Origin of the sequence: Paraburkholderia sp. SIMBA_053, assembly GCF_046534895.1 — a bacterium.
Taxonomy (GTDB): domain Bacteria; phylum Pseudomonadota; class Gammaproteobacteria; order Burkholderiales; family Burkholderiaceae; genus Paraburkholderia; species Paraburkholderia caledonica.
On record NZ_JAWRXU010000002.1, the window covers coordinates 1,215,767 to 1,238,951 of the forward strand.

At 62.7% G+C, this 23,185-nt stretch carries 18 protein-coding genes and 1 pseudogene; 12 read left to right on the top strand and 7 right to left on the bottom strand.

Annotated features, from left to right (window positions below):
- The first annotated feature begins 166 nt into the window (after positions 1 to 166).
- Positions 167 to 1,495 (top strand): chromate efflux transporter, encoded by a 1,329-nt coding sequence (chrA, locus tag SB753_RS11895; protein ID WP_410800268.1) that lies wholly within the window; start codon positions 167 to 169, stop codon positions 1,493 to 1,495.
- 48 nt (positions 1,496 to 1,543) lie between these two features.
- Here the strand turns inward: chrA and SB753_RS11900 are convergent.
- Positions 1,544 to 2,403, bottom strand: a pseudogene (locus tag SB753_RS11900) (class I SAM-dependent methyltransferase).
- Positions 2,404 to 2,622: 219 nt separating this feature from the next.
- Between SB753_RS11900 and SB753_RS11905 the strand changes: the two are divergent.
- The 3 genes from SB753_RS11905 to SB753_RS11915 all read left to right on the top strand — a co-directional run bounded on the left by SB753_RS11905 (position 2,623) and on the right by SB753_RS11915 (position 4,937).
- Complete coding sequence (locus tag SB753_RS11905) at positions 2,623 to 3,120, top strand: low affinity iron permease family protein (protein ID WP_087753214.1); 498 nt, start codon at positions 2,623 to 2,625, stop codon at positions 3,118 to 3,120.
- A gap of 233 nt (positions 3,121 to 3,353) precedes the next feature.
- Positions 3,354 to 4,088, top strand: a complete 735-nt coding sequence (locus SB753_RS11910) for an ABC transporter substrate-binding protein (RefSeq protein WP_310065023.1) — start codon at positions 3,354 to 3,356, stop codon at positions 4,086 to 4,088.
- A 6-nt stretch (positions 4,089 to 4,094) separates the two neighbouring features.
- On the top strand, positions 4,095 to 4,937 hold the full coding sequence (locus SB753_RS11915; protein WP_087753216.1) for a DMT family transporter: 843 nt from the start codon (positions 4,095 to 4,097) through the stop codon (positions 4,935 to 4,937).
- A gap of 149 nt (positions 4,938 to 5,086) precedes the next feature.
- On the opposite strand, the gene SB753_RS11920 is transcribed toward SB753_RS11915, so the two are convergent.
- The 5 genes from SB753_RS11920 to SB753_RS11940 form a co-directional block, all read right to left on the bottom strand.
- A complete protein-coding gene (locus tag SB753_RS11920; protein WP_020070153.1) occupies positions 5,087 to 5,701 on the bottom strand; it encodes a hypothetical protein in 615 nt (204 codons plus the stop codon).
- A 58-nt stretch (positions 5,702 to 5,759) separates the two neighbouring features.
- Positions 5,760 to 6,551 carry a molybdopterin-dependent oxidoreductase gene (locus SB753_RS11925; RefSeq protein WP_410800269.1) on the bottom strand — a complete coding sequence of 264 codons (792 nt, stop codon included), beginning with the start codon at positions 6,549 to 6,551 and terminating at the stop codon, positions 5,760 to 5,762.
- Between the two features lie 2 nt (positions 6,552 to 6,553).
- The gene (locus SB753_RS11930; protein ID WP_410800270.1) at positions 6,554 to 7,147 is read right to left on the bottom strand and encodes a cytochrome b/b6 domain-containing protein; all 594 of its coding nucleotides are present in this window, start codon (positions 7,145 to 7,147) and stop codon (positions 6,554 to 6,556) included.
- Positions 7,148 to 7,299: 152 nt separating this feature from the next.
- The gene (locus SB753_RS11935) at positions 7,300 to 7,467 is read right to left on the bottom strand and encodes a hypothetical protein (RefSeq protein WP_410800271.1); all 168 of its coding nucleotides are present in this window, start codon (positions 7,465 to 7,467) and stop codon (positions 7,300 to 7,302) included.
- Positions 7,468 to 7,478: 11 nt separating this feature from the next.
- The gene (locus SB753_RS11940; RefSeq protein WP_410800272.1) at positions 7,479 to 8,273 is read right to left on the bottom strand and encodes an OBAP family protein; all 795 of its coding nucleotides are present in this window, start codon (positions 8,271 to 8,273) and stop codon (positions 7,479 to 7,481) included.
- Between the two features lie 532 nt (positions 8,274 to 8,805).
- Here SB753_RS11940 and SB753_RS11945 point away from each other — a divergent pair.
- Both SB753_RS11945 and SB753_RS11950 read left to right on the top strand, forming a co-directional pair.
- A complete protein-coding gene (locus tag SB753_RS11945; protein ID WP_410800273.1) occupies positions 8,806 to 10,020 on the top strand; it encodes a hypothetical protein in 1,215 nt (404 codons plus the stop codon).
- Between the two features lie 28 nt (positions 10,021 to 10,048).
- On the top strand, positions 10,049 to 12,766 hold the full coding sequence (locus SB753_RS11950) for a hybrid sensor histidine kinase/response regulator (RefSeq protein WP_410800274.1): 2,718 nt from the start codon (positions 10,049 to 10,051) through the stop codon (positions 12,764 to 12,766).
- Between the two features lie 10 nt (positions 12,767 to 12,776).
- On the opposite strand, the gene SB753_RS11955 is transcribed toward SB753_RS11950, so the two are convergent.
- Complete coding sequence (locus tag SB753_RS11955; RefSeq protein ID WP_020070147.1) at positions 12,777 to 13,937, bottom strand: hybrid sensor histidine kinase/response regulator; 1,161 nt, start codon at positions 13,935 to 13,937, stop codon at positions 12,777 to 12,779.
- Between the two features lie 393 nt (positions 13,938 to 14,330).
- Here SB753_RS11955 and SB753_RS11960 point away from each other — a divergent pair, with 393 nt between their 5' ends.
- The 6 genes from SB753_RS11960 to SB753_RS11985 all read left to right on the top strand — a co-directional run bounded on the left by SB753_RS11960 (position 14,331) and on the right by SB753_RS11985 (position 23,152).
- The gene (locus SB753_RS11960) at positions 14,331 to 15,581 is read left to right on the top strand and encodes an MFS transporter (RefSeq protein ID WP_410800275.1); all 1,251 of its coding nucleotides are present in this window, start codon (positions 14,331 to 14,333) and stop codon (positions 15,579 to 15,581) included.
- 253 nt (positions 15,582 to 15,834) lie between these two features.
- Entirely contained in the window at positions 15,835 to 16,668 is an 834-nt protein-coding gene (locus SB753_RS11965) for a TetR/AcrR family transcriptional regulator (protein ID WP_020070145.1), read from the top strand.
- 101 nt (positions 16,669 to 16,769) lie between these two features.
- Entirely contained in the window at positions 16,770 to 19,268 is a 2,499-nt protein-coding gene (locus SB753_RS11970; RefSeq protein ID WP_410800276.1) for an acyl-CoA dehydrogenase, read from the top strand.
- 116 nt (positions 19,269 to 19,384) lie between these two features.
- The gene (locus tag SB753_RS11975) at positions 19,385 to 20,836 is read left to right on the top strand and encodes a 3-oxoacyl-ACP reductase (RefSeq protein WP_410800277.1); all 1,452 of its coding nucleotides are present in this window, start codon (positions 19,385 to 19,387) and stop codon (positions 20,834 to 20,836) included.
- Between the two features lie 2 nt (positions 20,837 to 20,838).
- On the top strand, positions 20,839 to 21,774 hold the full coding sequence (locus SB753_RS11980) for a MaoC/PaaZ C-terminal domain-containing protein (protein WP_408171717.1): 936 nt from the start codon (positions 20,839 to 20,841) through the stop codon (positions 21,772 to 21,774).
- 76 nt (positions 21,775 to 21,850) lie between these two features.
- Positions 21,851 to 23,152: an acetyl-CoA C-acetyltransferase gene (locus SB753_RS11985; RefSeq protein WP_408416860.1), complete on the top strand. Its 1,302-nt coding sequence runs from the start codon at positions 21,851 to 21,853 to the stop codon at positions 23,150 to 23,152.
- Positions 23,153 to 23,185 lie beyond the last annotated feature (33 nt).

The following is a 23,185-nucleotide window of genomic DNA, read 5'->3' on the forward strand; positions in this document are numbered from 1 at the left end:
CAATGACCGGAACGTCAGTGACCGGAAAGCTAAAAGTCAGCAAGCCCGTCCTGAGTTGGCGAATCGTCATCGCCCAAACACCCGGCGACCCTCGCTAGGAAAAAGATACTTGCGACCGCTCGCAGCCCGCGCTCCAGCACCAGGCGAAAACGAACAGGACCATTTGATGAAAGACGACGTCGCCCGCGTTCCGCTCTCCACTGCATTCTGGTATTGGCTGCGACTCGGCTTCATGAGCTTTGGCGGTCCGGCCGGGCAGATAGCGCTGATGCACCAGGAACTCGTCGAGAGAAAGCGCTGGATTTCGGAAAAGCGCTTTCTGCATGCGTTGAACTACTGCATGGTGCTTCCCGGGCCCGAGGCGCAGCAACTTGCGACCTACATTGGCTGGCTCATGCATCGCACGTGGGGTGGCGTGATCGCGGGCGGGCTTTTCGTGCTGCCGTCGCTATTTATTCTGATGGGCCTGTCGTGGGTCTATCTGGTGTTCGGCAGCGTCCCGGCTGTGGCCGGCGTGCTGTACGGAATCAAGCCGGCTGTGACTGCGATCGTCGTATTCGCCGCGTATCGCATTGGCTCGCGCGCGCTTAAGAACGCCTGGCTGTGGTCTATCGCCGCTGCGGCTTTTATTGCCATCTTCGCCGTGAAGGTGCCGTTCCCGTTGATTGTTCTCGTGGCTGGCGTGATCGGTTACGTCGGCGGGAAATATGCGCCCGGCACTTTCGTGATTGGCGGCAAGCACGGCGCCGCTGCGCAGCTTCACGGCCCGGCGCTGATCGACGACGACACGCCGACGCCTCGTCACGCGCTCTTTACCTGGAAGCGCTTTTTCATCGTCCTGGCAAGCTTTGTCCTCATATGGCTGGTGACGATCGGTACGCTAACCGTCCTTTTCGGATGGAACGGCGCACTCACGCAAATGGCCTGGTTCTTCACGAAGGCAGCGCTGCTTACGTTCGGTGGCGCGTACGCGGTTTTGCCTTATGTCTACCAGGGCGCGGTCGAGCATCAGCATTGGCTCACGGGCCTTCAAATGATCGACGGTCTTGCGCTCGGTGAGACGACGCCCGGCCCGCTGATCATGGTCGTCGCTTTCGTCGGCTTTGTCGGCGGATGGACGCGAGCGATATTCGGTCCGGACGCGCTACTTCTGTCAGCTGTCGTCGCGTCAACGATCGTGACGTTCTTCACGTTTCTGCCTTCGTTCATGTTCATCCTGCTGGGCGGCCCGTTCATCGAGACCACGCACGGCAATCTGAAATTCACCGCGCCGCTCACTGCGATCACGGCCGCGGTCGTCGGCGTGATCGTGAATCTTGCCGTCTTCTTTGCGCTGCACGTTTTATGGCCGCGTGGCCTGCATGGAAGCTTCGACTGGTTGTCGCTCGTCATCGGGCTGGCGGCTGCGATCGCGCTCTTCCGCTTCAAGGTCGGCGTGATACCAGTAGTGCTGGTGTGCGGCGTGGCAGGGCTCGCGATCCGGTTGCTGGTGTGACGCTCAGCAAGTCTTCGGCCTTACCGCAACGCCTGTGAGGGAACGTGGTCAGGTATTCGCTATTACCAATTCCTCGGTATTGTCCGGCGGACGCAAGCCATCGCTTCTGTTGACGAAGTAGCGTTGCGTAAGGTCGGCCGCAGAGACGTGCCGCGCCTGCGCGAAGCCGGCTTCGTGGGCAAGGGCAGCATCTCGGCCGGCGTGAAGAAACTGAGAAAGGGCGTGCCGCTTTCGCGCGCGCCCTTCTCTGCCATTTTCAGCCCAGGGCGCACTTCTGGATCCGCCATGTCTAGCGGCAGCAGAAACGTCGTGGCGAGCGTCGATCCGCGGGCGAAAGCCGCGATCTGGCGCAGCGTGGCCGCATTTGCATCGCGCGTGAGATACATGCTCACGCCCGTTGAGACGACGATTGCGGGCTTCCTGTCGTCGAATCCGTGCGCCATGAGCCGGTCCTGCCATGCTTCGCCAGCCTCGAAATCGACCGGCACGAAGCGCAGCCATGGCGGGATGCCGAAACCAAGCTCGCCGAGCCGCTGACGTTTCCACTCCTGCGGCACCGGCTGATCGACCTCGAATACTGTGAGGCGCGAAGCAATCTCCGGCCTGCGCTGCGCAAAACTGTCGAGCCCCGCCCCAAGAATCACATACTGGCCGATCCCGCGCGCCGCCTCTTCGACCACCAGGTCTTCGATGAAACGAGCGCGTGCCACGATCGACGCGCGAAACGGACGCGTGAACTGCGGGTCCATGTCGCCGCGCTGGCGCCAGTCGTCGCCGGGAGCTAGCAGTTCGAGGCCGATCGAGTCGTCGAAAACATGCGGCGCGGCGTCGACTTCCTTGTGCAGCGCCCGCCAGAGTGCAACACGGGCCGCGGTGCTGTCGGGTGCCAGATCTCGCTGATCGTTCATGAGCGCCGGTCCTTGCCGTTCGTGCTGTTTTCAAGCAATGAGGGAAGCGTCGCTGCCTTCGCAAGCACGGAGCAAACGCAAACCAGGCAACGAAAAGAATATCACCGAGCAGGCAGACACCGTCAACGGCATCCACGCGGAACACCCCCGGACCAGACCGAGCCCGACCACCTGTCCTATGCGATCATCGTATGAACCAGACCAACAACGGAGATCGCCATGAACAGCAAATGGTTTTCGAACTTCGCCAGCTATCTGTCGACAATGACCGGCCGTCCCGGCACTTTCGTCGTGGCTGCGTCGCTCGTGATCGTGTGGGCAATCACGGGGCCGTTCTTTCATTACAGCGACACATGGCAGCTCGTGATCAACACGTCGACCACGATCGTCACGTTCCTGATGGTTTTCCTGATCCAAAACACCCAGAACCGCGACACGGCCGCCATGCAGATCAAGCTCGACGAACTGATCCGCGCAATCGAAGGCGCCCATAACGCACTGCTCGATCTGGAAGAACTGGAGGAGAAAGACCTGACGCGCTTTCGCAAGCAGTATGAAAACCTCGCCAAGGAAGCGCGAACCGCGCTGCGCGAAGGCGGCAGCGATACCGATTCACCGTTCGTCGCCAATCGCGAAGTGGGCGACGAAAAACGGCGTGATACAGACAACAACGATGCCGCCCATAACAAGCCCGCAAAACGTGAGCGCAAAGACTAGCTCGGGCCGGTTATCGCTTACAGAGTTTGCAATGATTGGACGCTGGAGTCAGCCGGCAATCAAAGGTGCCATGGCGCGTTGCCGGCCGCCTGGGCAAGTCCGCCAATTCCCTTTAAGATGGAACGGAACGCTCGACGCACTATCCTCGCATCAGCAAGAGCCTCGAACCGTTTCTCAACGCATACGGCCCGCGCATACCGGGAACACGTTGCGGAACACCATACGGGAACACCATGACCATCGATCAAGCCGTTGTCTCGTCGTTCACGCCTGCCGGCAAAGTGCGGGCATCGATCAATCTGGGCAACCCCATTCTCGCTAACCAGGACCCGAAGACCGGCGAGCCGTTCGGCGTATCGGTCGACCTCGCGCGGGCGTTCGCACAAAAGCTCGGCGTCGAACTCGAACTGGTGGTGTTCGACGCAGCGGGCAAATCGGTGCAGGCCGTGAGCGAGGAGCGTGCCGACTTCGGCTTCTTCGCTGTCGATCCGTTGCGTGGCGAGACGATTGCATTTACCGCGCCGTACGTGCTGATCGAAGGCTTTTATCTGGTGCGCGACGACTCCCCCGTCCGAACGAACGAGGACGTCGATCAGCCGCATAACCGCGTCGCGGTCGGCAAAGGCAGCGCCTATGACCTCTTCCTTACACGCGAACTGAAGGCCGCGCAGATCGTTCGTGCACCTACGTCGCCGACGGTCGTGCAGACGTTCCTCGAACAGGGTCTCGAAGTCGCGGCCGGCGTGAAGCAGCAACTCGAAGCCGATGCGCGCAATACATCCGGCCTGCGGCTTCTTGACGAGCGCTTCATGGTCATTCAACAGGCAATGGGCACGCCGAAAAGCCGCGGTGAAGCGGCGGCTTCCGCGCTACGCAGCTTCGTCGAGGAAATGAAGGCGTCGGGGTTTGTGGCCGAATCGCTCGCGCGCCATCGGATTGCGGGCGCATCGGTCGCGCCCGCGGCCTGATCGCGCATGCTCAGCTATACGGGCGGCCTGGTCCTTTTCGCGGCGTTGCTTCACGCAAGCTGGAACGCGTTGCTGCACGGCAATCGCGACCGCTTCCTTTCCATGACGTGGATGAGCATCGCCATCGCGGCGATCTCCACGCTCATCATTCCATTCACGCCGTTGCCGGCGGCCGCGGCATGGCCATATATCGTCGCGTCGGGCCTCGTGCATATCGGCTATAACGCAAGCCTCGTGCGGGCTTACCGCCGTGGCGATCTGGCGCAAGCGTATCCGATCGCCCGCGGCTCGTCACCGCTTCTGGTTACGCTCGGCGCGGCGCTCTTCGCGCACGAGGCGATCGGCCCGTTGCGTGCTATCGGGATCGTGATGATATCCGGCGGCATCATTGCAATCGCGCTCGAAGCGGGAAGCGTGTCGCGCGCCGGCGTGCTGGCCGCGCTCACCACCGGCGCGACGATCGCGCTGTACACCGTGATCGACGGCATCGGCGTGCGCCTGTCGGGCGGCGAAGCGCTTGCCTACACAGCATGGATGTTCCTGTTCTACTGGCTGATGCCGGTGCTGTTCGTCGCGATGCGCGGTGTGTCCGCGCTATGGACACCGATACGCTCGTCGCCAATGGCGGTCGGCTCCTCGCTAATGGGCGGCGTTGTATCGGTCGCGGCATACGGCATCGTCATATGGGCGATGCAGTCGGGCGCGATGGGAACGGTGTCGGCGTTGCGCGAGACCAGCGTGGTGTTCGCGGTGCTGATCGGGCGCATGTTTCTCGGCGAAGCGGTGAGCGGCAAGCGCTGGCTCGCCTGCGTGGTCGTGGCGGCCGGCGCGATTTGCCTCGGACTGTGAGCCGGCCCTCGCTGATCGGGCGAGCGGCAATGCGCTTGCGTGGGTGATTCGCCGGGTTGTTTCCCGGAAGTTACCTGCGCTGCTTGCTGGAAGGCCGTACCCGTTGGTGAGACACCCGATGGCGTCGGCCCTCCTTACCTGAATGCGCGTTACATCGGCGGTGCAACGCCATCCTTCTCGACAACCACACGTTGAGCGACATACGTGCCCTGCGACGCCGCCGTTGCCACGATGAACACCTTCTTGCCCGGCGTCAGGTCGGTGCGCGCGGCCGTCGTAAAGGTCACGATAGGTACATTCGGCGGCACCGTCACCTCGTTATTGCCGCCCTTGTACGACAGCTTCAGGTTCCGGCCGCTCGTGCCCTGAACGACCGTGTCGACGTTCGCATTGGTCATCGTGCTGTTCGGGCCGAGGTCCCAGTCATAGTGGCCTTCGCCCGTGCCGCGCGCGGCTTCCGGGAATACCACCACCTCGGTTGCCGTCAGCTTGCCGTCGGTGCCGGTCGTGGCGGCCGTGCCGACGAACGAGCCCGGCTTGATGTCAGAAAGCTGCATCGCCTTGACTGCCGACACGGTGACGGCGGGTTTCAGTTCGATCGACACCGTGTCGCCGCTGCGGCGATGCACCTTGAGGACGTCGCCGTCGAGCGCGACGATATCGCCACGGATGCGCGACGGTTTGGCGGCGGGCGTCTGCGCAAGCGCGGCACCGGCAAAAGACAGCGCCGCAAGCGTGACGCCGAGTTTCAGGCGAATAGACATGAATACTCCATGAGAAACGGTTGAGAGGACTGCAAAGCCCTGAACGGGCCAATGAACATCAGGAACCGCCGAACCAGTTGTAGCCCTGGTTCTCCCAGTAACCACCGGGATAATCGTTCGTCACGCTGATCGCGACGATATGCTTCGGGTTCTTGTAGCCCAGTTTGGTCGGCATGCGCAGCTTCATGGGGAAGCCGTATTTCGGCGGCAGCGGGCCGCCGTCGTAGCCAAGCGTGAGTTGCGTTTGCGGATGAAGCGCCGTCGGCATGTCGATGCTCGTCCAGTAGTTGTCCGCGCAATGCAGCGACACATACTTTGCCGTGATGTCGGCACCCGCCTGCTTCAGGAACGAGGCAAAGCGCACGCCGTCCCAACGGCCGATCGCACTCCACCCTTCGATGCAGATATGGCGCGTAATCTGGCTTTCCTGCGGCAACGCGTGCAGTTCGTCGAGCGTCCAAACGCGCTTGCCGTTCGCGAGTCCGCTCACCTCCAGCCGGTAGCCGGCGGCGTCGACCTCGGGCACGTCGTCGATATCGTAGAACGCGTTGAACGGAAACGGCCGCGTGATCATCGACTCCGGATACGTCGGCGCAAGCGTGTTCGGACTGAAGAGCAATGCCTGCACGTCGTCGTTGAAGGACGACATCTTGCGCAGCATCGTATTTACGGATTTGTCGTTGGACAGATCGCAGCCCGACAGCAGCGCAACGCCGCCGAGCGTGAGAATGCGCTGGCCCAGCAGGCGGCGGGCGGGATTCTTGAGTTCGCCGCGCGCATCCTTGATGATGGTCTCTGCATGAGACTGCGCAAACGCGCTGAGCTTTGTGGACTTGTTGCGAAGGGTCATGGTTAGCGTCCCCGAATCATCACGAGCAGCGAGCGCGGCACCAGCGCGACTATCGCAATGTGCACGACGAAGAATGCGACCAGCACACTCATCGCGACGAAATGCACGACTCGTGCGTTGTCGTATCCGCCCATCAGCGTGCGCAGCAGCGGAAACTGCACAGACTTCCAGATCGCGAGCCCCGACAGAATGACGAGCGCAATATCGACGATCACCACGAGGTAGGCGAACTTCTGCACCGCGTTGTAGCGTGAAAGGTCTTCATGCTCCAGCTTGCCGCGCAGCGCCGCCGTGAGATCTTTTGCGATCGACCTGATGCTCACCGGCAGCAGTTTGCGACGCAGGCGCCCCGATACGATGTTGAGCCCGACATAGACGAGAAAATTGACGACCAGCAGCCACATGACCGCGAAATGCCATTGCAAGGCGCCGCCGAGCCAGCCGCCCAAGGTGATAGCGGAAGGAAACTGTAAGCCCGCAAAGATGGGCGATGCGTCATAGATTTGCCAGCCGCTCATCACCATCAGCACGACGGCTAACGCGTTGACCCAGTGTGCGATGCGGACCCAGGCGGGTTGAATCGTGGTGTAACTCAAAGCGGCCTCGTGGTTGGTAGCTGGAAGAAACGTGCGGGGTTACCGACGTAAACATCGCCGGCGGGCACGTATTCCATCGCATGAGAAATTTATTTTTGCGGCGAATGGCTGCCCCGCTCGCCCAAGGCAAGCTCACTGCTTGTGAAGTTCCGTTACGGTGAGCGTGCCGTCGAGTTTTCCATCGAGCCCATTGAGGCGCCCGCGCTGCCCATGACCATGCAGTCCGGTACGAGTTTGTCGTTACGCTTCGCCACGTCTCTTGGTGGCACGCCGGTCAGGTTCGAAAGCCCATGCAGCAGCGCGCATCGGCTGGACGTCAACTACCGCTCGTTCAGCGCCGCAGGTTTTTCACCTGCACTTCAGCCAGCGTCAATTGCACGGACGTCCCGCTTTGCCACACATTCGCACCATTCACCACCGGCCGCTCTGCAATGTCCGCGCGCTTGCGCCGTTGCCCGGCAGTCGATACATCGAACCGCTTGTCGCGATTTTCAACCATCGGCGTATTGATCTGCCCGTCGCGTGTGAAGCCCATCATCAGTTGCGGAATGCCTAGCGGAAAGGTCGCGTCGCGGTCGATCTGCCATGTATGCCACGTCTTGCCGTAGGTCGTCACGAGGTCCTGCATCAGTGCATGTTCAGCGACATCGGGAATACGCGGCGCAATGAGTTCGCCCGACTTCACCTCGTAATTGTGGCTATGCCACAACTTCTTTTCGTCGTCGGGAAGCGAGTTGAAGACGCGTTCGCTGACGATGTATTCAATGCCGATCAGCTTCGCGTTGCTCTCGTTGGAGTCGAAGATCACGCACTGATGGAAGTCCTCGGTCAGATGCGTGCAGAAGTGATGCGCCTCGACCTGTCGGCCCATGTCGTCGGCGTAGAAATGGAAGCCGTTCAGATAGGCGCTCATCGCGTCGATCGGCTTCTTGTTCTGCAAAACGTCAGCACCGGTGTTGAGGATCTTGCTTCTGGTACTTCGTTGCGAGCCGGGCGGCGGTGCGTCGGTTTTGTGTTGCGCTCGCGCTTCGGGCGTGAACAGGCCGGCAAAAGGCAGCAGCAACATGCCCTTGAATATCGACGACGTGAAAGCGCGGCGGCAGCCGCTGGCGAACGGTCGGTTCATGTGCGTTTCCTGTACGGATGGGCGCGTCGCCACACTTGCATGTCGGCTTCGCAGTTTCGGTTCCGATGCGGTGTCCTGCCGGGTCTGCGCATCGCGTTGCTTTCGCCAGAGCCGTCTGCAGGCGCAACCGGCCCGCCCGTAGCCGGCTCACAGCCCGAGCCTTGCAGGCGGCCGCGCGCCGCTTCGACGTCGGCGGGATAGCCGATCTCGCCGGCGACCGGTCGTAGACGGCGCAACGATATGCGGCCAGATCGTTGTCGGCGGTCGCCCGCGTGGGGTCGCCTCCATCGCGCGCAGCCTCGGCAATCCAGCATCGCCTATGCCCGGCAGGGCGCGCTCCAGCCAGCCTGGCGCGGCAGCCGCGGCACGGCCGGCCACCCGCTATTCCCTTCCCGACCGACGATGCGCACGAACACACGGACAAAAACTATTGGTTTTCTCTAGAGTTGATGGATCGTCGGCCAATGCGGGCTGACGAAGCCGCGCTGACTCGCAGCGCGGGTCAACCTAAGGAAAATCAAAGGAAAACCAAATGGGAACGTCTCTTTACAACGAAATATCGACCATTGACGACCGGCGCAGCACAACCAGCCTGCCCTCGTCCGGTGCGCCATTGGCGCTCAAACACACGATCCACCCGGAGCAGATTCGCGACAATCTGCCCACGGGCCAGGGCGGTGTCGGGTTTCTCTTTCACGCTACAGACTGGGATACGCTTTCCTTCTCTTTTCACAACGTAAAAACAAGGAACGAGTCGTTCGAAGAAGAGCTTTGGCGCACCAAGCCGTTCATTGCATCGCCAATCTATTCGGGCTCGCAGATGATCGGCGCGAACATCGCGTGTCCGGTGCCGCTCGAACTCTGGCTCGGCAGCCCTCGCGGCATCAAGCGGTTTCGCGAGACGCAGTTCTTCCCGGCGCTCGAACTGGCGCGTCAGGCAGGCTTGAACATGGTCGCGATGGGAGCGTCGACGCCCTATGCGTGCAACTATGGCGCGCTGCCAAGGCAAACAAAGCCGCCGCATATCACGACCGGCCACGCGGCCACCGCGGCAATGCTCAAAGATTGGGCAATGCACTGCTGCAACGAGCTCGATCTGGAATTCGGCAACACGAAGCTCGCACTCTTCGGCGCGGCCGGACGGCTCGGCACGACGGTTGCCAAGTACCTGCTGTACAAGGAAGCGCCGAAGGAACTCGTGCTGATCGACTTGCCGGACAAGGTCAACCTGCTTGCGGACCAGGCACGCGAGCTGATGGCGGCGGACCTGCTCGGACGCACCAAGGTGTCGGTCCATACGTTCAGCCCCGACACCGCCTTACCGCAGTTCGACGGCGCGATCCTCGCGAGCAGCACCAGCGTGCCGTATCTCACCGCCTCGGACCTCAAGCGGGCGCGCTTCTGGATCGACGACTCGCACCCACGCGCGGCGAGCGTGGAAGCGGAACTCGCGTCTCGCGGACATACGCTATATATTGAATGTTTCGCGCGCGGGCCGGCAGGCCTCGATTCCAGATTCCCGTTCAGGCTGCCGAGCACGCGCGACTGCTATACCTGTTTCGCCGAGGGCTATGCCGCCTGGCAGGAAGGCATCGCTTCCGACTTCATCATCGGCAGCCCGCCTGTGTGGTCGGTCTCCTACACTCACAGCCTGTTGAAAAAGTACGGATTTACGGTCGGACCTTTTCACGGAAAGGACGGCTCGGCGATCAACCTCGATCTCGGTGTGACAGCAACTATGAATTGACGGGCTCGTAAATGTCACTGGAGGCCAGATGCTAATACCGCGCGAAAGCATGCAGGATGTGCTGGAAAGAAGCCGGTTTGCAATTCGATGGGGAGGCGCACTCGGCCTCGTGTGCCACCCCGTCTATTACCTGGTCTGGACTTACATCCTGCCGCAGCCGTACGACAATCTGCCATTGCGTCTGAGCGCGGCGCTCATCTGTGTGCCATTGATCTTTCAGGCGCGCTGGCCGAAGCGGTTCAATCAGTACCTGCTGATCTACTGGCACCTGTGTCTGATCTACGTGCTGCCGTTCGTCTGCACGTTCCTCGCGATCAGGAATTCATTCTCCACCATGTGGATGATGACCGAGGTCATGATGATCTTCATCATGGCGCTGTGCATCGACAATCCATTTCTGCTCATGGGCTGTATCGGGATCGGCATGCTGTCCGGCGGTCTGGCTGCGGTCGCCAGTTCACCGGCTCCAATCGTGCTGAGCACGGCGAATCAATCTGACCTCGCGGTGCTTCCGGTGGTCGTCCTGTGCAGCATGGCCTTCAGTCATGCGATCAGCAAAGGGCGCATCTTCGTCGAGAAGAACCGCGCATTGCAGGCACTGGCCGGATCCATTGCGCATGAAATGCGCAACCCGCTCAGCCAGTTGAAACACGTTCTGGATCGCGTGGAAGAAACGCTGCCCGCCCTTACCGAACATGGCCGCGCACCCGCGCCGTCGGGTGCGGGCGCAGCGCTGCTTTACCGGCATCTCGCGCACGGGCAGTTGTCGATCGAGCGCGGCCTGCGCGTGATTGCAATGACGCTGGACGAAGTCAGTGCCAAACAGATCCGCTCCGACTCCCTCACTTACCTGAGCGCGGGCGCGACCACGCGCAAGGCGCTCGACGAATACGGCTTCGCCGACAGGAAAGAACGCGGCAAGGTCCGCCTTGCGGTGCTCGAAGATTTCACGTTCAAGGTCGACGAAACCGTCTACCTGTTCACCCTTTTCAATCTGATCAAGAACGCGCTGCATCACATCGCACCGCTTCCATCTGCCACGCTGACGCTGACGGTGGACCGGCATTGCGTCAGCGTTCGCGATACCGGCAGCGGCATCGCCCCTGAGATACTGCCGCATCTGTTCGAGCCGTTCCGTACCGCCGGCAACTCGGCGGGCACGGGCCTCGGGCTCGCTTACTGTCAGCGTGCCATGCGCGCGTTTGGCGGCAGCATCGCGTGCAAGTCGGAGCTCGGCAAGTTCACGCAATTCACGCTGCAATTTCCGCCCGTCACCGAGAGCGAGGTAGCGGCGCACGAGCGGGCAATCGTCGAGCGCGCCACGGGCGTGCTCAACGGCAAACGCATCCTTCTCGCCGACGACGACGCCGCTCTGCGCGCCCGCACACGGCGCACGTTGGCAAAAGTGGGCGCCGAGGTGAGCGAAGCCGAAAACGGCGCCGCTGCTCTGGCGATGCTGCGCGAAGCGTCGGCATACGACCTCGTGCTGATGGACGTCAACATGCCGGTGCTCGACGGCTATTCGGCCACCGAGCAACTGCGCGCCGAGCGCGATCATCCGAACTGGAATGTGCTCGTTGCCGCATACACGTCCGAGCCCGGCAACATCGCGCGCGTGCTGGCACGCCGGGCCGGCATGGACGACATGATCAGCAAGTCCTCCAGCGCGATGGAGCTGTTCACGTCGCTGCAGGCGCTTTTCGAGAACGGCAACCGGCGTCATCTGAACCAGCGGTTCGACGACTTTTCCGGCAAGTCGATTCTCGTTGCCGACGACGACAATTACAGCCGGCTCGTTGCCAAGGCCTACTTGGAGCGCTTCGGCGCGAGCGTCGTGGAGGCGGAACATGGTCAGGCCGTGCTGGACCGGCTGGACGAAGAGGTCGTCATCGACGCAATCGTGGTGGACATGAACATGCCGGGAATGGGCGGCCTCGAAACGGCGGCGGCGATTCGCGCCCGCACCGACGGCTACGCGAGCGTGCCGATCATCGCGTTGACGAGCCAGTCGGATATCGGCTCGGTACAGGCGTGCATCAGCGTGGGCATGAACGAAGTCATGATCAAACCGGTGCAGGTCGGTGCGCTCTATGCATGCCTGACGAGGCAGTTCGCGCAGCAGCGCAGCGGTAGTGGCATAGGCACCGGCAGTGGCGGCAGTGCGCCGGCCGAGGCGCCGCGCTCGCCGGTGTCGGCTAAGGTGCTACCGTCGTCCAGCCCGGCAGGCCCGGCGGCGTTGCCTGCGCAAGCTGCGTCGGCAGGCTCGGGCGGTCTCGCCGTGGTGCGCGAGAACGATCTGCTCGACGCCACTCATCTTGAAGAATTGGCGGCACTCGGGCTGATCGACGAATCGTTCGCGAATGGGATTGAGCAGATCCGCGCGCTGACTTCGCAGCTTCGCGTGAACGCCGCGGACCGCGACATCGACGCCGCGCATGGCGCGTTGCATGTGCTGCTCGGCGCGAGCGGCAACGTCGGAGCGAAGGCGTTGCACCAGTTCACGCGGCACATCTATCCACGCATGCTCGAAGGCGAATGGCCCGCGGAATCGGACTGGCTCGAGCGGATCGATGCGTTGAGCGAGCGTTCGGCCGACGCGCTGTATCGCTATCTGGCGTCTGCAAACGCCGCGCGAGACCAGCCCGAAGAACCGGGCGACACTGCACGTAAGAGCATGAGTACGAGCACAAGCACGACCACACCGACGACCACGCCCGCGAACGGACTCGCCGTGCGCGAGAACTAGCGCTTCCTGCTCACGCGGCGTGACTGTCCGACGCCGCTTCGTTCACGCCGTCATGCACCCGGCCTCTGATGCCGGGGAAGCGCATTGTCACGGTGGTGCCCTCACCGACGGTGGATTCGATCCGCAACCCGCCGCCGAACGACTGCATGATGCGGTTGCAAAAGATCATGCCCATGCCGTGGCCGCCACGACCCGCGTGCGTCGTGACAGGATCGAGCAGCAAGCGCGCCTTGATCTCCGGCGCGATACCCGGGCCATTGTCGTGCAGGCGGATTTCGGGCTCGGGCCCGTTCATCACTTCGATCCGCAACGAAGGCGCCGGGCAACCGTCGAGCGCACGCAACGCATTTGACAGCAGTGAAGAGAGTACGAGCGCCACGCAATTCGGCATAGCGTGAACGACAAAATCGCCTCGCATTTCCAGGCCGATCCATTCGCGCTGCGAACCGGCGAACGGATAGGAGTCGAGTAGCGTGGCGACGAGGCGCGTCGCCCTGACCTCGCGCGCGGCGCTGCCGGTCGCCGGTTGCGGGCCGCCGCTTTTGTGCACCGTCGCCCAGAACGACGAGATCAGCGTCAGGCAATACTGCGCGTTATTGAGCATCGAGGTAGCCGCAGTGCCGATTTCCTGTTGACGCTGCGGGTCGTATTCCTGGGCGACATCGTTTTCGACCGAGCGAGCAAAGAGCGATATCGCCGCCAGCGGCGTGTTGAGTTCGTGAGCGAGGAACGCAAGCGTCTCGTCCATTGCAAGCAGCCTTTGCTGGCGCGTTTCGCGCTCGACGTAGCGCGCCACCGCCTGCTTCAGCACCTCGCGCACCGACTCCATGCGAAGCGGTTTTTCGATGATGCGAAACAGGTCGCCGGTATTGAACGTTTGCAGCAGCATGTCCTTATCGGCATAGGCGGTGACGAGGATGCGCACGGTCTGCGGATACGCCTGTGCAACCTCGCGCAGCAGATGGCCGCCATCGCGCCCCGGCATGCGAAAGTCGGTGACGAGCACGGCGACTTCCGAACCGAATTCCTGCAACAGCGCCATGGCTTCGTCGGCGCCCTGCGCGAGGTGCACGCGGTAATCGTCACGCACGGCGCGCGCAAAGTGGGTGCGCGACATCTCGTCGTCGTCGACGAACAGGATGGAAAACGGCGCTTGTATCGTGTCACTCATCGTGTTTCGGGCGGTTCCATTGGCGGACGTCGACAGTCGGGGTTCGCTCGCATTCTACCGTCGCACAAGGCCGGACCGAAACCCGAAAGCCGTCGGCCAGGCGTAAAACGACTAAGTCAATTCGACCGGCATAAAGGCACTCGGCAATCAATCCCGTTACAGATTACCGACGCTCCCGCAGACATTCACAATACAATAATTACACTCAACCGACGATTAGCTTCGACCCTGCATTCAGCACGATAATTGCTCCCAGGATTAACACCGACAAAGCTGCGCTCTTTCCTGCAGCCGCTTAACGGTGAGCGTACACTCGCGCTCGAAGCCCATGCCATAGGGCGTACCGGGCACCTCGACATCGACCGCGGGTTATTGGAGACCAGGAGAACATCAATGAACTGGACACGGGAACAGAGAAACGTCACGATTGCCGCCTATCTCGGCTGGACACTCGACGCATTCGATTTCTTTCTAATGGTGTTTGTATTGAAAGATATCGCGGCGGAATTCAATACGAAAATCCCCGAAGTCGCATTCGGCATAATGCTGACGCTGATGATGCGCCCGGTCGGCGCGCTGATTTTCGGCTGGCTCGCGGACCGCTACGGCCGCCGGCCCACGTTGATGGTCAACATCGCGTGCTTCTCTCTGCTCGAACTGCTGTCGGGCTTTTCGCCGAACCTGGCCACCCTGCTCGTGTTGCGCGCGCTATTCGGCATCGCGATGGGCGGCGAATGGGGCGTGGGCGGCGCATTGACCATGGAAACCGTGCCGCCGAAATCGCGCGGCATCGTCAGCGGTCTGCTGCAAGCCGGCTATCCGAGCGGCTATCTGCTTGCCTCGGTCGTGTTCGGCGTGTTCTATCAGTACATCGGCTGGCGCGGCATGTTCTTTGTCGGGGTGCTGCCCGCGCTGCTCGTGCTGTACATCCGCGCGCACGTACCGGAATCGCCGGCCTTCAAGACGCTCGAGAAGCAGGCGCGTCCTGGCCTTGTCGCAACGCTGAAGCAGAACGGGAAGCTGTCGCTATACGCGATTGTTCTGATGACCGCGTTCAACTTCTTCTCGCACGGATCACAGGACTTGTATCCGACGTTCCTGCGCGTCCAGCATCAGTTCGACGCACATACCGTGTCGTGGATCACGATCACGCTGAACGTCGGCGCGATCTGCGGCGGGCTCTTTTTCGGCATGTTGTCGGAGAAGATCGGGCGCAAGCGCGCGATCTTCATCGCCGCGCTGATTGCATTTCCGGTGCTCCCGCTGTGGGCTTTTTCGAGCACGCCGGTGCTGCTCGCGCTCGGCGCGTTCCTGATGCAAATCTCGGTGCAAGGCGCATGGGGCGTCATTCCGGTTCATCTGAACGAAATCTCTCCCGACGAAATCCGCGCGACCTTCCCCGGTCTCGTGTATCAGTTGGGCAATCTGATCGCTTCGGTCAACGGTCCGCTGCAAGCGAGCGCCGCCGAAGCGCACGGCAACAACTATGCGCTCGTCATGGCGGTCGTGATCGGCATCGTCGCCGCCGTTATTTGCGCGCTGATTCCGTTTAGCCGGGAGCGCCGGGGCATCGACATGACGCAGTCGGCGAGACATGTTGGCGCCCATCCTGCGCAAGGAAGTGCGGTTGGACGGCAGGTTTAAGCACTAGAAGCCGACCGCAGTTCTTCTTTCACATGAAGCCGTTCCGATTCCTCGGAACGGCTTTTTTATTCCCGTCATGCAAACGCATAGCGAACGCATGACAGGCGCCACGCGTGAAGTCTTCTAGAGGAGTTAATCGACATCCGACCCTTGCTCAACTCGCCCTTCCTTCTTATCCTGAAAAAAACGGCTGTTTCAAATGCCTATTTGAATCGCCTGTTCGCAGAGCGGGCGCCGAGAACTGGAGACGCAAATGGCAGGTCGCACAACAGGCCGGCACGCCGGCGATACGAAGTCACGCATCCTGGATGCGGCTGAGGCGCTCTTCATCGATTGCGGTTACGAGGCCATGTCGCTGCGCCAGATCACTTCGCGCGCCGAGGTCAATCTTGCAGCGGTCAACTATCACTTCGGCAGCAAGGAGTCGTTGATTCACGCGATGCTGTCGCGCCGTCTCGACCGTCTCAACCAGGAGCGTGTGAAGCTGCTCGAACGCTTCGACCGGATGCTCGGCGAACGTCTGACCTGTGAGCATGTGCTGGGCGCGATGTTCATTCCGGCGCTGCGGCTCTCGCGCGATCCGCGCGTCGGCGGCAAAGCTTTTCTGCGCTTGCTCGGTCGCGCATATACGGACCCCTCTGCTTTCATTCGCGACTTTCTGAGCGCCCACTATGCGTCGGTGGCCGTGCGCTTTTTCGACGCGTTCCAACGCGCGCTGCCGCATCTGCCGCGCGAGGAACTGGGCTGGCGGCTGCACTTCGCCATCGGCGCGCTGTCGGGCGTGCTCGCGGGCGCCGACACGGACAGCCTGATCGCCGAGTTCTCGCAAGGCAAGTCGATGAACGATCTGCAACTGATCGCACGGCTTGCCTCGCTAATGGTCGCCGCGCTGAAAGCGCCGCTGCCCGACGCATCGCAACTGGCGATGTTCGCCGCCGTGCTGGGCGATGCCGACGATACAGGCGCGGACAGCGCTCTCGACGGCAGCACGCACAGCGCAGGCGATGCGCCGAGTGAAGCACACAGCGGCGGCACGATCGAAGCCTGCTCGTTCCAGCAGGCGTTGCACGGCGCGTCGCAAACGTAGCGCAAAGACGCCGAGCCGCTCGCACAAAATCGACAACAACGTGAACCGTCCACGCAACGTGGATGCGTTTGCACGCATCATGGAAACAGGGAGGAAACGTCATGCTGTGGTTCATCCTGCTGCTGGTTGCCGGCGCTCTTGCGCTTGTCTACGTAGAGGCGCGCGCATTATCGTGGCTTGCCTTCATGATCGTCTGGGTTGCTGCGGTACGAGTGAGCGGAGCGGCGGGCGTTGCTGCAACCACGCTTTGGGCCATCGTGCTGGTCCTCCCTGCCCTCGTGTTCGCCGTCAAGCCGCTGCGCCGCGCATGGCTCACGAAGCCGGTGCTCGACGTGTTTCGCAAGATCCTGCCGGAGATGTCGCCGACCGAGCGCGACGCGATCGAAGCCGGCACGGTCTGGTGGGACGCCGAACTTTTCTCCGGACGGCCTCATTGGGACAAACTGCTCGGCTATGGCCCCGTGACATTGACGGCGGAAGAGCAGGCGTTCCTCGATAACGAATGCGAGCAGTTGTGCGATCTCGCGAACGACTGGGAAACCACCATGGTGTGGCAGGACCTGTCGCCGCAAGCATGGCAGTTCGTCAAGGAGCGCGGCTTTCTCGGCATGATCATTCCGAAGCGATACGGCGGCAAACAGTTCTCCGCATACGCGCATTCGCAGGTCATCATGAAGCTGGCCACGCGCTGCTCCGCGGCAGCCGTTTCGGTGATGGTGCCGAACTCGCTCGGCCCCGCCGAACTGTTAATGCACTACGGCACCGAAGAGCAGAAGAACCACTATCTGCCGCGTCTCGCGCGTGGCGAGGAAATCCCATGCTTTGCGCTGACGAGCCCGTACGCCGGTTCGGACGCCGCCGCGATTCCCGATGTCGGCATCGTTTGCAAGGGCATGTTCGACGGACGCGAGACGCTCGGCTTTCGCGTCACATGGGATAAGCGCTATATCACGCTCGGCCCGATCGCGACCGTGCTCGGCCTTGCGTTCCGAGCGCTCGATCCCGAGCATCTTCTCGGCTCGACCGACGAACCCGGCATTACCTGCGCATTGATTCCAACCGACCATCCGGGCGTGAACATCGGTCGTCGTCATTGGCCGCTGAACGCCGTGTTCCAGAACGGCCCGAACTCCGGCAAGGACGTCTTCATTCCGCTCGACTGGGTGATCGGCGGACGCGCTCAGGTCGGCAACGGTTGGCGCATGCTGATGGAATGCCTCGCGGCGGGCCGCGCGATCTCGCTGCCGTCGTCGAATGTCGGCATGGCGAAGCTCGCCGTGCGCGGCACGGGAGCGTACGCTGCGGTTCGTCGCCAGTTCCGCACGGCGGTCGGCAAATTCGAGGGCGTGCAGGAAGCGCTCGGACGCATGGGCGGCAATCTCTATGTGATGGATGCCGCGCGCCGCCTGTCCGCACATGCGGTCGATCTGGGCGAAAAGCCTTCGGTGATTTCGGCAATCGCCAAGTATCACATCACCGAACGTGCCCGCATGGTGATCAACGACGCGATGGACGTCGCCGCCGGCAAGGGAATCTGCATGGGGCCGTCTAACTTTCTGGCGCGCGCGTATCAGCAGGTGCCGATTGCGATCACTGTGGAAGGCGCGAACATACTCACGCGCTGCCTGATCATTTTCGGCCAGGGCGCGATTCGCTGCCATCCGTATGTGCTGAAGGAGATGAGCGCGACCCGCGAGGCGGACCGCGCCAAAGCGCTGCGCGATTTCGACGACGCGTTCTTCGGCCACGTCGCCTTCACGCTTTCGAACGTGGTACGCAGCTTCGTCTACGGCATCACGGGCGGCGCATTCATTGCGAAGCCGCGCGCCGCGCATGCGCCGCTTCATGCGTATTACCGCGCGGCCACGCGGCTCGCCACCGTTTTCGCGCTGCTCGCGGATGTCTCCATGTTCGTGCTCGGCGGCGACCTGAAGCGCCGCGAACGCATTTCGGCGCGCCTGGGCGACGTGCTCTCGCAGCTCTATCTGATCTCCGCAACGCTCAAGCGTTTCGAGGACGAAGGCCGTCAGGATGACGATCTGCCGCTCGTGCGCTGGGGCGTCGAAGATTCGCTCTATCGCGCGCAACAGGCGCTCGACGGCGTGCTCGCGAACTATCCGAACCGCTTCGCCGCCGGCCTCGTGCGTGCGCTGGCGTTCCCGTTGGGACTGCCGCATCGCGAACCGTCCGACCGCCTTGGCAGCGAGATCGCCGAATTGATGCAGACGCCTGGCGCCGCGCGCAACCGGCTGGTGTCGGACTCCTACGTGCCGCACCCGGACATCGACGCGCTCGGCTACGGCGAACTCGTGTTCGAGCTGAATCCGCGCTTTACGCAAATCGAGCAGAAGTTGCGCGAAGCGGTGAAGGCGCGGCGCCTCGAGCCAATGCCGCAGAGCGTCGTGCAACTCGCCGCGTGGGCCGACGCCGCGCTGCAACAAGGCCTGATCGACGCCGACGAGCGGCGAGTACTCGGCGACTACGCGCGCTATGCCGCACAGGTCGTTAAAGTGGACGATTTCCCCGCCGATTTCGACATCCTCGCCAAACTGCAACAACGCAAGGAGACGCTCGAAAAGGTGGTGGAAGCCGCGCTGTGATTCCAATGGACGCCTGTGCGACCGCATAAAAAAACCTCGCTGCGCGACACGCCGATGCGCCAAACTCAGTGCACACTGACAGACGTGCGGGCGTGTCCAGCGGAGCAACGAACAATATGAACGACTCTTACCTGAACTTCGTCAATTCGCCGTTCGGCGCGCGCGTTGCGCGTTCTCTGGGTCTTCCGAAGCCCGAGGTGCTGCGCCGCTATCGCGCTGACGAGCCCGAGTTCGGCGGCCTGGTCGCGATTGGCGCCGGGCGCGAGCCGCATCTGCTCGATTCGCTTGCGGACCTGGTGGCGAGCATCGGCGTGACGAGCGTCGCGCATGAAAGCGCCGGATTGTGGATGCCCCTCGCACATCGTCACGGTCTGCTGACGGGGCGCTTCGAACCCGCGGAGTCGGGCTCGGCCGCGCGCGTCGGCGCATTGATCTTCGACGCGAGCGGTATCGACGACAGCACTCAGATGGAACCGCTGCACGCGTTCTTTCACGACACGCTGCGCTCGCTTGGGAAATGCGGGCGTATCGTCGTGTTGGGAAGGCCGCCCGAAGCATGCGCGAGTCCGCGTCAATGGACTGCGCAACGTGCGCTGGAAGGACTCACGCGTTCGCTTGGCAAGGAAGCGCGGCGCGGCATCACGGCGAATCTGGTCTATGTCGGCGAAGGCGCCGAGCATGAAATGGAAGCCACGCTGCGCTTCTTTCTGTCACCGCGTTCGGCGTATGTGTCGGGCCAGGTGCTGCGGATCGCCGCAGACGGTCTGCATGGCGTCGTGAATCGCGTTGCCGTAACCGATGCCGGCGGTAACGCCGCATCGCCGTTCGACTGGAACCAGCCGCTCGCGAACCGGCGTGCGGTCGTGACGGGCGCCGCGCGCGGCATCGGCGCGTCGATTGCAAGCGTGCTCGCGGCGCAAGGCGCGCACGTGATCGGGATCGACATTCCGTCCGCGCGCGACGCGCTCGAAGCCACCATGCGCCAGTTGAACGGCACCGCCCTCGCCTTCGACATTGCGGCGCCCGAAGCGCCCGCGCAGATCGCCGCCGCGCTCGACGATCACGGCGTGGATATCGTCGTGCACAACGCCGGCATCACAAAAGACAAAACCATCGCGAAGATGACAGGCGGCGCGTGGCAAAGCGTGATCGACATCAACCTGTGCGCGCAGGAGCGCATCGACGACGCGCTGCTCGCGGCAGGCATTTTGCGCGACGGCGGGCGGATCGTCGGCGTGTCGTCGATCAGCGGGATCGCGGGCAATCCCGGCCAGACTAATTACGCGACGTCGAAAGCCGGCGTGATTGGCCGCGTGCAAAGCATGGCGCCGCTGCTGCGCCCGCGCGGCATCACGATCAACGCAGTCGCGCCGGGTTTCATCGAAACGCAGATGACCGCGAAGATGCCGCTGACCCTTCGCGAGGCAGGCCGCCGGATGAATTCGCTCGGCCAGGGCGGCCTGCCGGTCGACGTCGCCCAGACCATCGCGTGGCTCGCGCATCCAGGATCGGCCGGCATCAGCGGCCAGGTCGTGCGCGTGTGCGGACAAAGCCTGATCGGAGCATAAGCATGGATGAACCCGGGGATCCGTTTGGCGGGAATCATGCATCGAAGCTCGCGCCGCATCATGCGGTGCGACCCAGAACTGTCGTCGTCGAAACCTTGCCGACGCCGGCGAAGCTCTATGCGCGCGCTTTGTCGGGCATCGTCAAACGCGCACGCCCCACGCAGTTGCCCGCATTGCGCCTCGTGCGCCCCGCTGTCGCGCTCGACCCGGGGCCCGCGTGGCGTTACGCACGCGTGTGCGGATTCATCCCGGAACATGGCGTGCCTCTCACGTATCCGCATCTGCTCGCGTTCCCCTTGCATCTGCTGATGCTGACCGACCCGGCGTTCCCGTGGCCCGCGGTCGGCCTGCTGCATCTGGCCAATCATGTGCGTCTGCGCCGGCCGCTCGCGTACAAGGACCTGCTGCGCGTCGAGGTCGAGTTCGGCGCGCTGCTGCGTCACGACAAGGGCCAGGCGTTTTTGCTGCATACCCGCATTTACCGGCGCGGCGAAGCGGTGTGGGACGGCGACAGCGTTTATCTGAAGCGAGGCGTGCCCGCGAGCGGCGCGCAACTCGAACCGCTTCAGGTCGATTCGGCAGCGCTGCAACGCATCGCGCGCTGGCAGCTTGCCTCACAACTCGGCCGCGATTACGCGAGCGTGTCGGGCGACTACAACCCGATCCATCTGAGCGCGCTCTCTGCAAAAGCATTCGGTTTTCCGCGCGCGATCGCCCACGGCATGTGGACGCTCGCGCGCGCGGCATCGTCCTTGCAGCCGCCCAAGCCGCTGGCCGAAGCGACGCTCAGTGCCGAATTCAAACTGCCGATGCTGCTGCCCGGCGAAGCCTCGTTGTGGAGTGCGTCGTCTTCGCTGATCGAACGGGATATCGAGGTGCGCGACATCGCCGGAGAAAAGCCGCATTTGCGCGGGCGCATGCAATGGAGATTGCAATGAAGCGCGCGCCGTTTGCCCGATAACGGCGCACTCGTTCCACCGACCATGAAACATACGCAACCAGAAGGAGCCAGGCATGTCCCACCCGCTGCCACCCGTGCGCCGCGTCGCGATAATCGGCGGTAACCGGATTCCGTTCGCACGCTCGAACACCGCGTATGCGAGCGCGTCGAATCAGGACATGCTGACCTTCACGCTGCAAGGACTGATCGACCGCTATGGCCTGCACGGCGAACGTCTCGGCGAAGTTGCGGCGGGCGCGGTCATCAAGCATTCGCGCGACTTCAATCTGACGCGCGAATCTGTGCTGTCCACCACACTCGCGAAGGAAACGCCCGCGTACGATGTTCAACAGGCTTGCGGTACGGGGCTCGAAGCCGCCATACTCGTCGCCAACAAGATCGCGTTAGGACAGATCGAAGCGGGTATCGCGGGCGGCGTCGATACGACATCGGATGCGCCCATCGGCGTCAACGAAAAGATGCGCAAGATTCTGCTCGAAGCGAATCGCGGCAGGAGTACGGGCGAGCGAGTGGGCGCGCTCGCGAAGCTGCGGCCCGCCATGTTTTTCAAGCCGCTCCTGCCGCGCAACGGCGAACCGCGGACCGGCCTTTCGATGGGCGAGCACTGCGAACTGATGGCCAAGCGCTGGAACATCTCGCGCGAAGCGCAGGACGTGCTGGCTTACGAGAGTCACCGCAAGCTGGCCGAAGCTTACGCGCGCGGTTTCGTCAACGATCTGATGACGCCGTATCGCGGCCTCGCGCGCGACAACAATCTGCGCTCGGACCTGACGCTCGACAAGCTCGCCGCGCTCTCGCCCGCCTTCGATCGCGACGCGGGCACGCTGACCGCGGGCAATTCGACACCGCTCACCGACGGCGCCTCGGCCGTACTGCTTGCAAGCGAGGAATGGGCCGCGCGCCACGGGTTGCCGGTGCTCGCCTATCTGAGCTGGTCGGAAACCGCGGCAGTCGACTTCTTCGACAAGAAAGAAGGCCTTTTGATGGCGCCCGCCTACGCGGTGCCGCGCATGCTCGCGCGAGCCGGACTGACGTTGCAGGACTTCGATTTCTACGAGATCCACGAAGCGTTCGCGGCGCAGGTGCTGTGCACGCTCGCGGCGTGGCAGGATGACGAATACTGCCGCACGCAGCTTGGCCTCGACGGGCCGCTCGGTTCGATCGACAGCGCGAAGCTCAACGTGAACGGCGGCTCGCTCGCAACCGGGCATCCGTTCGCGGCGACGGGCGGGCGCATCGTTGCGGGTCTGGCGAAAATGCTCGCTCAACTCGACAAGCCGGCGGGCACGGCGCGAGGGCTGATTTCGATCTGCGCGGCGGGCGGCCAGGGCGTGGTGGCGATAATCGAGCGCTGAGATTCATGGTGGCCGTAGCAAATGCAGCAACAT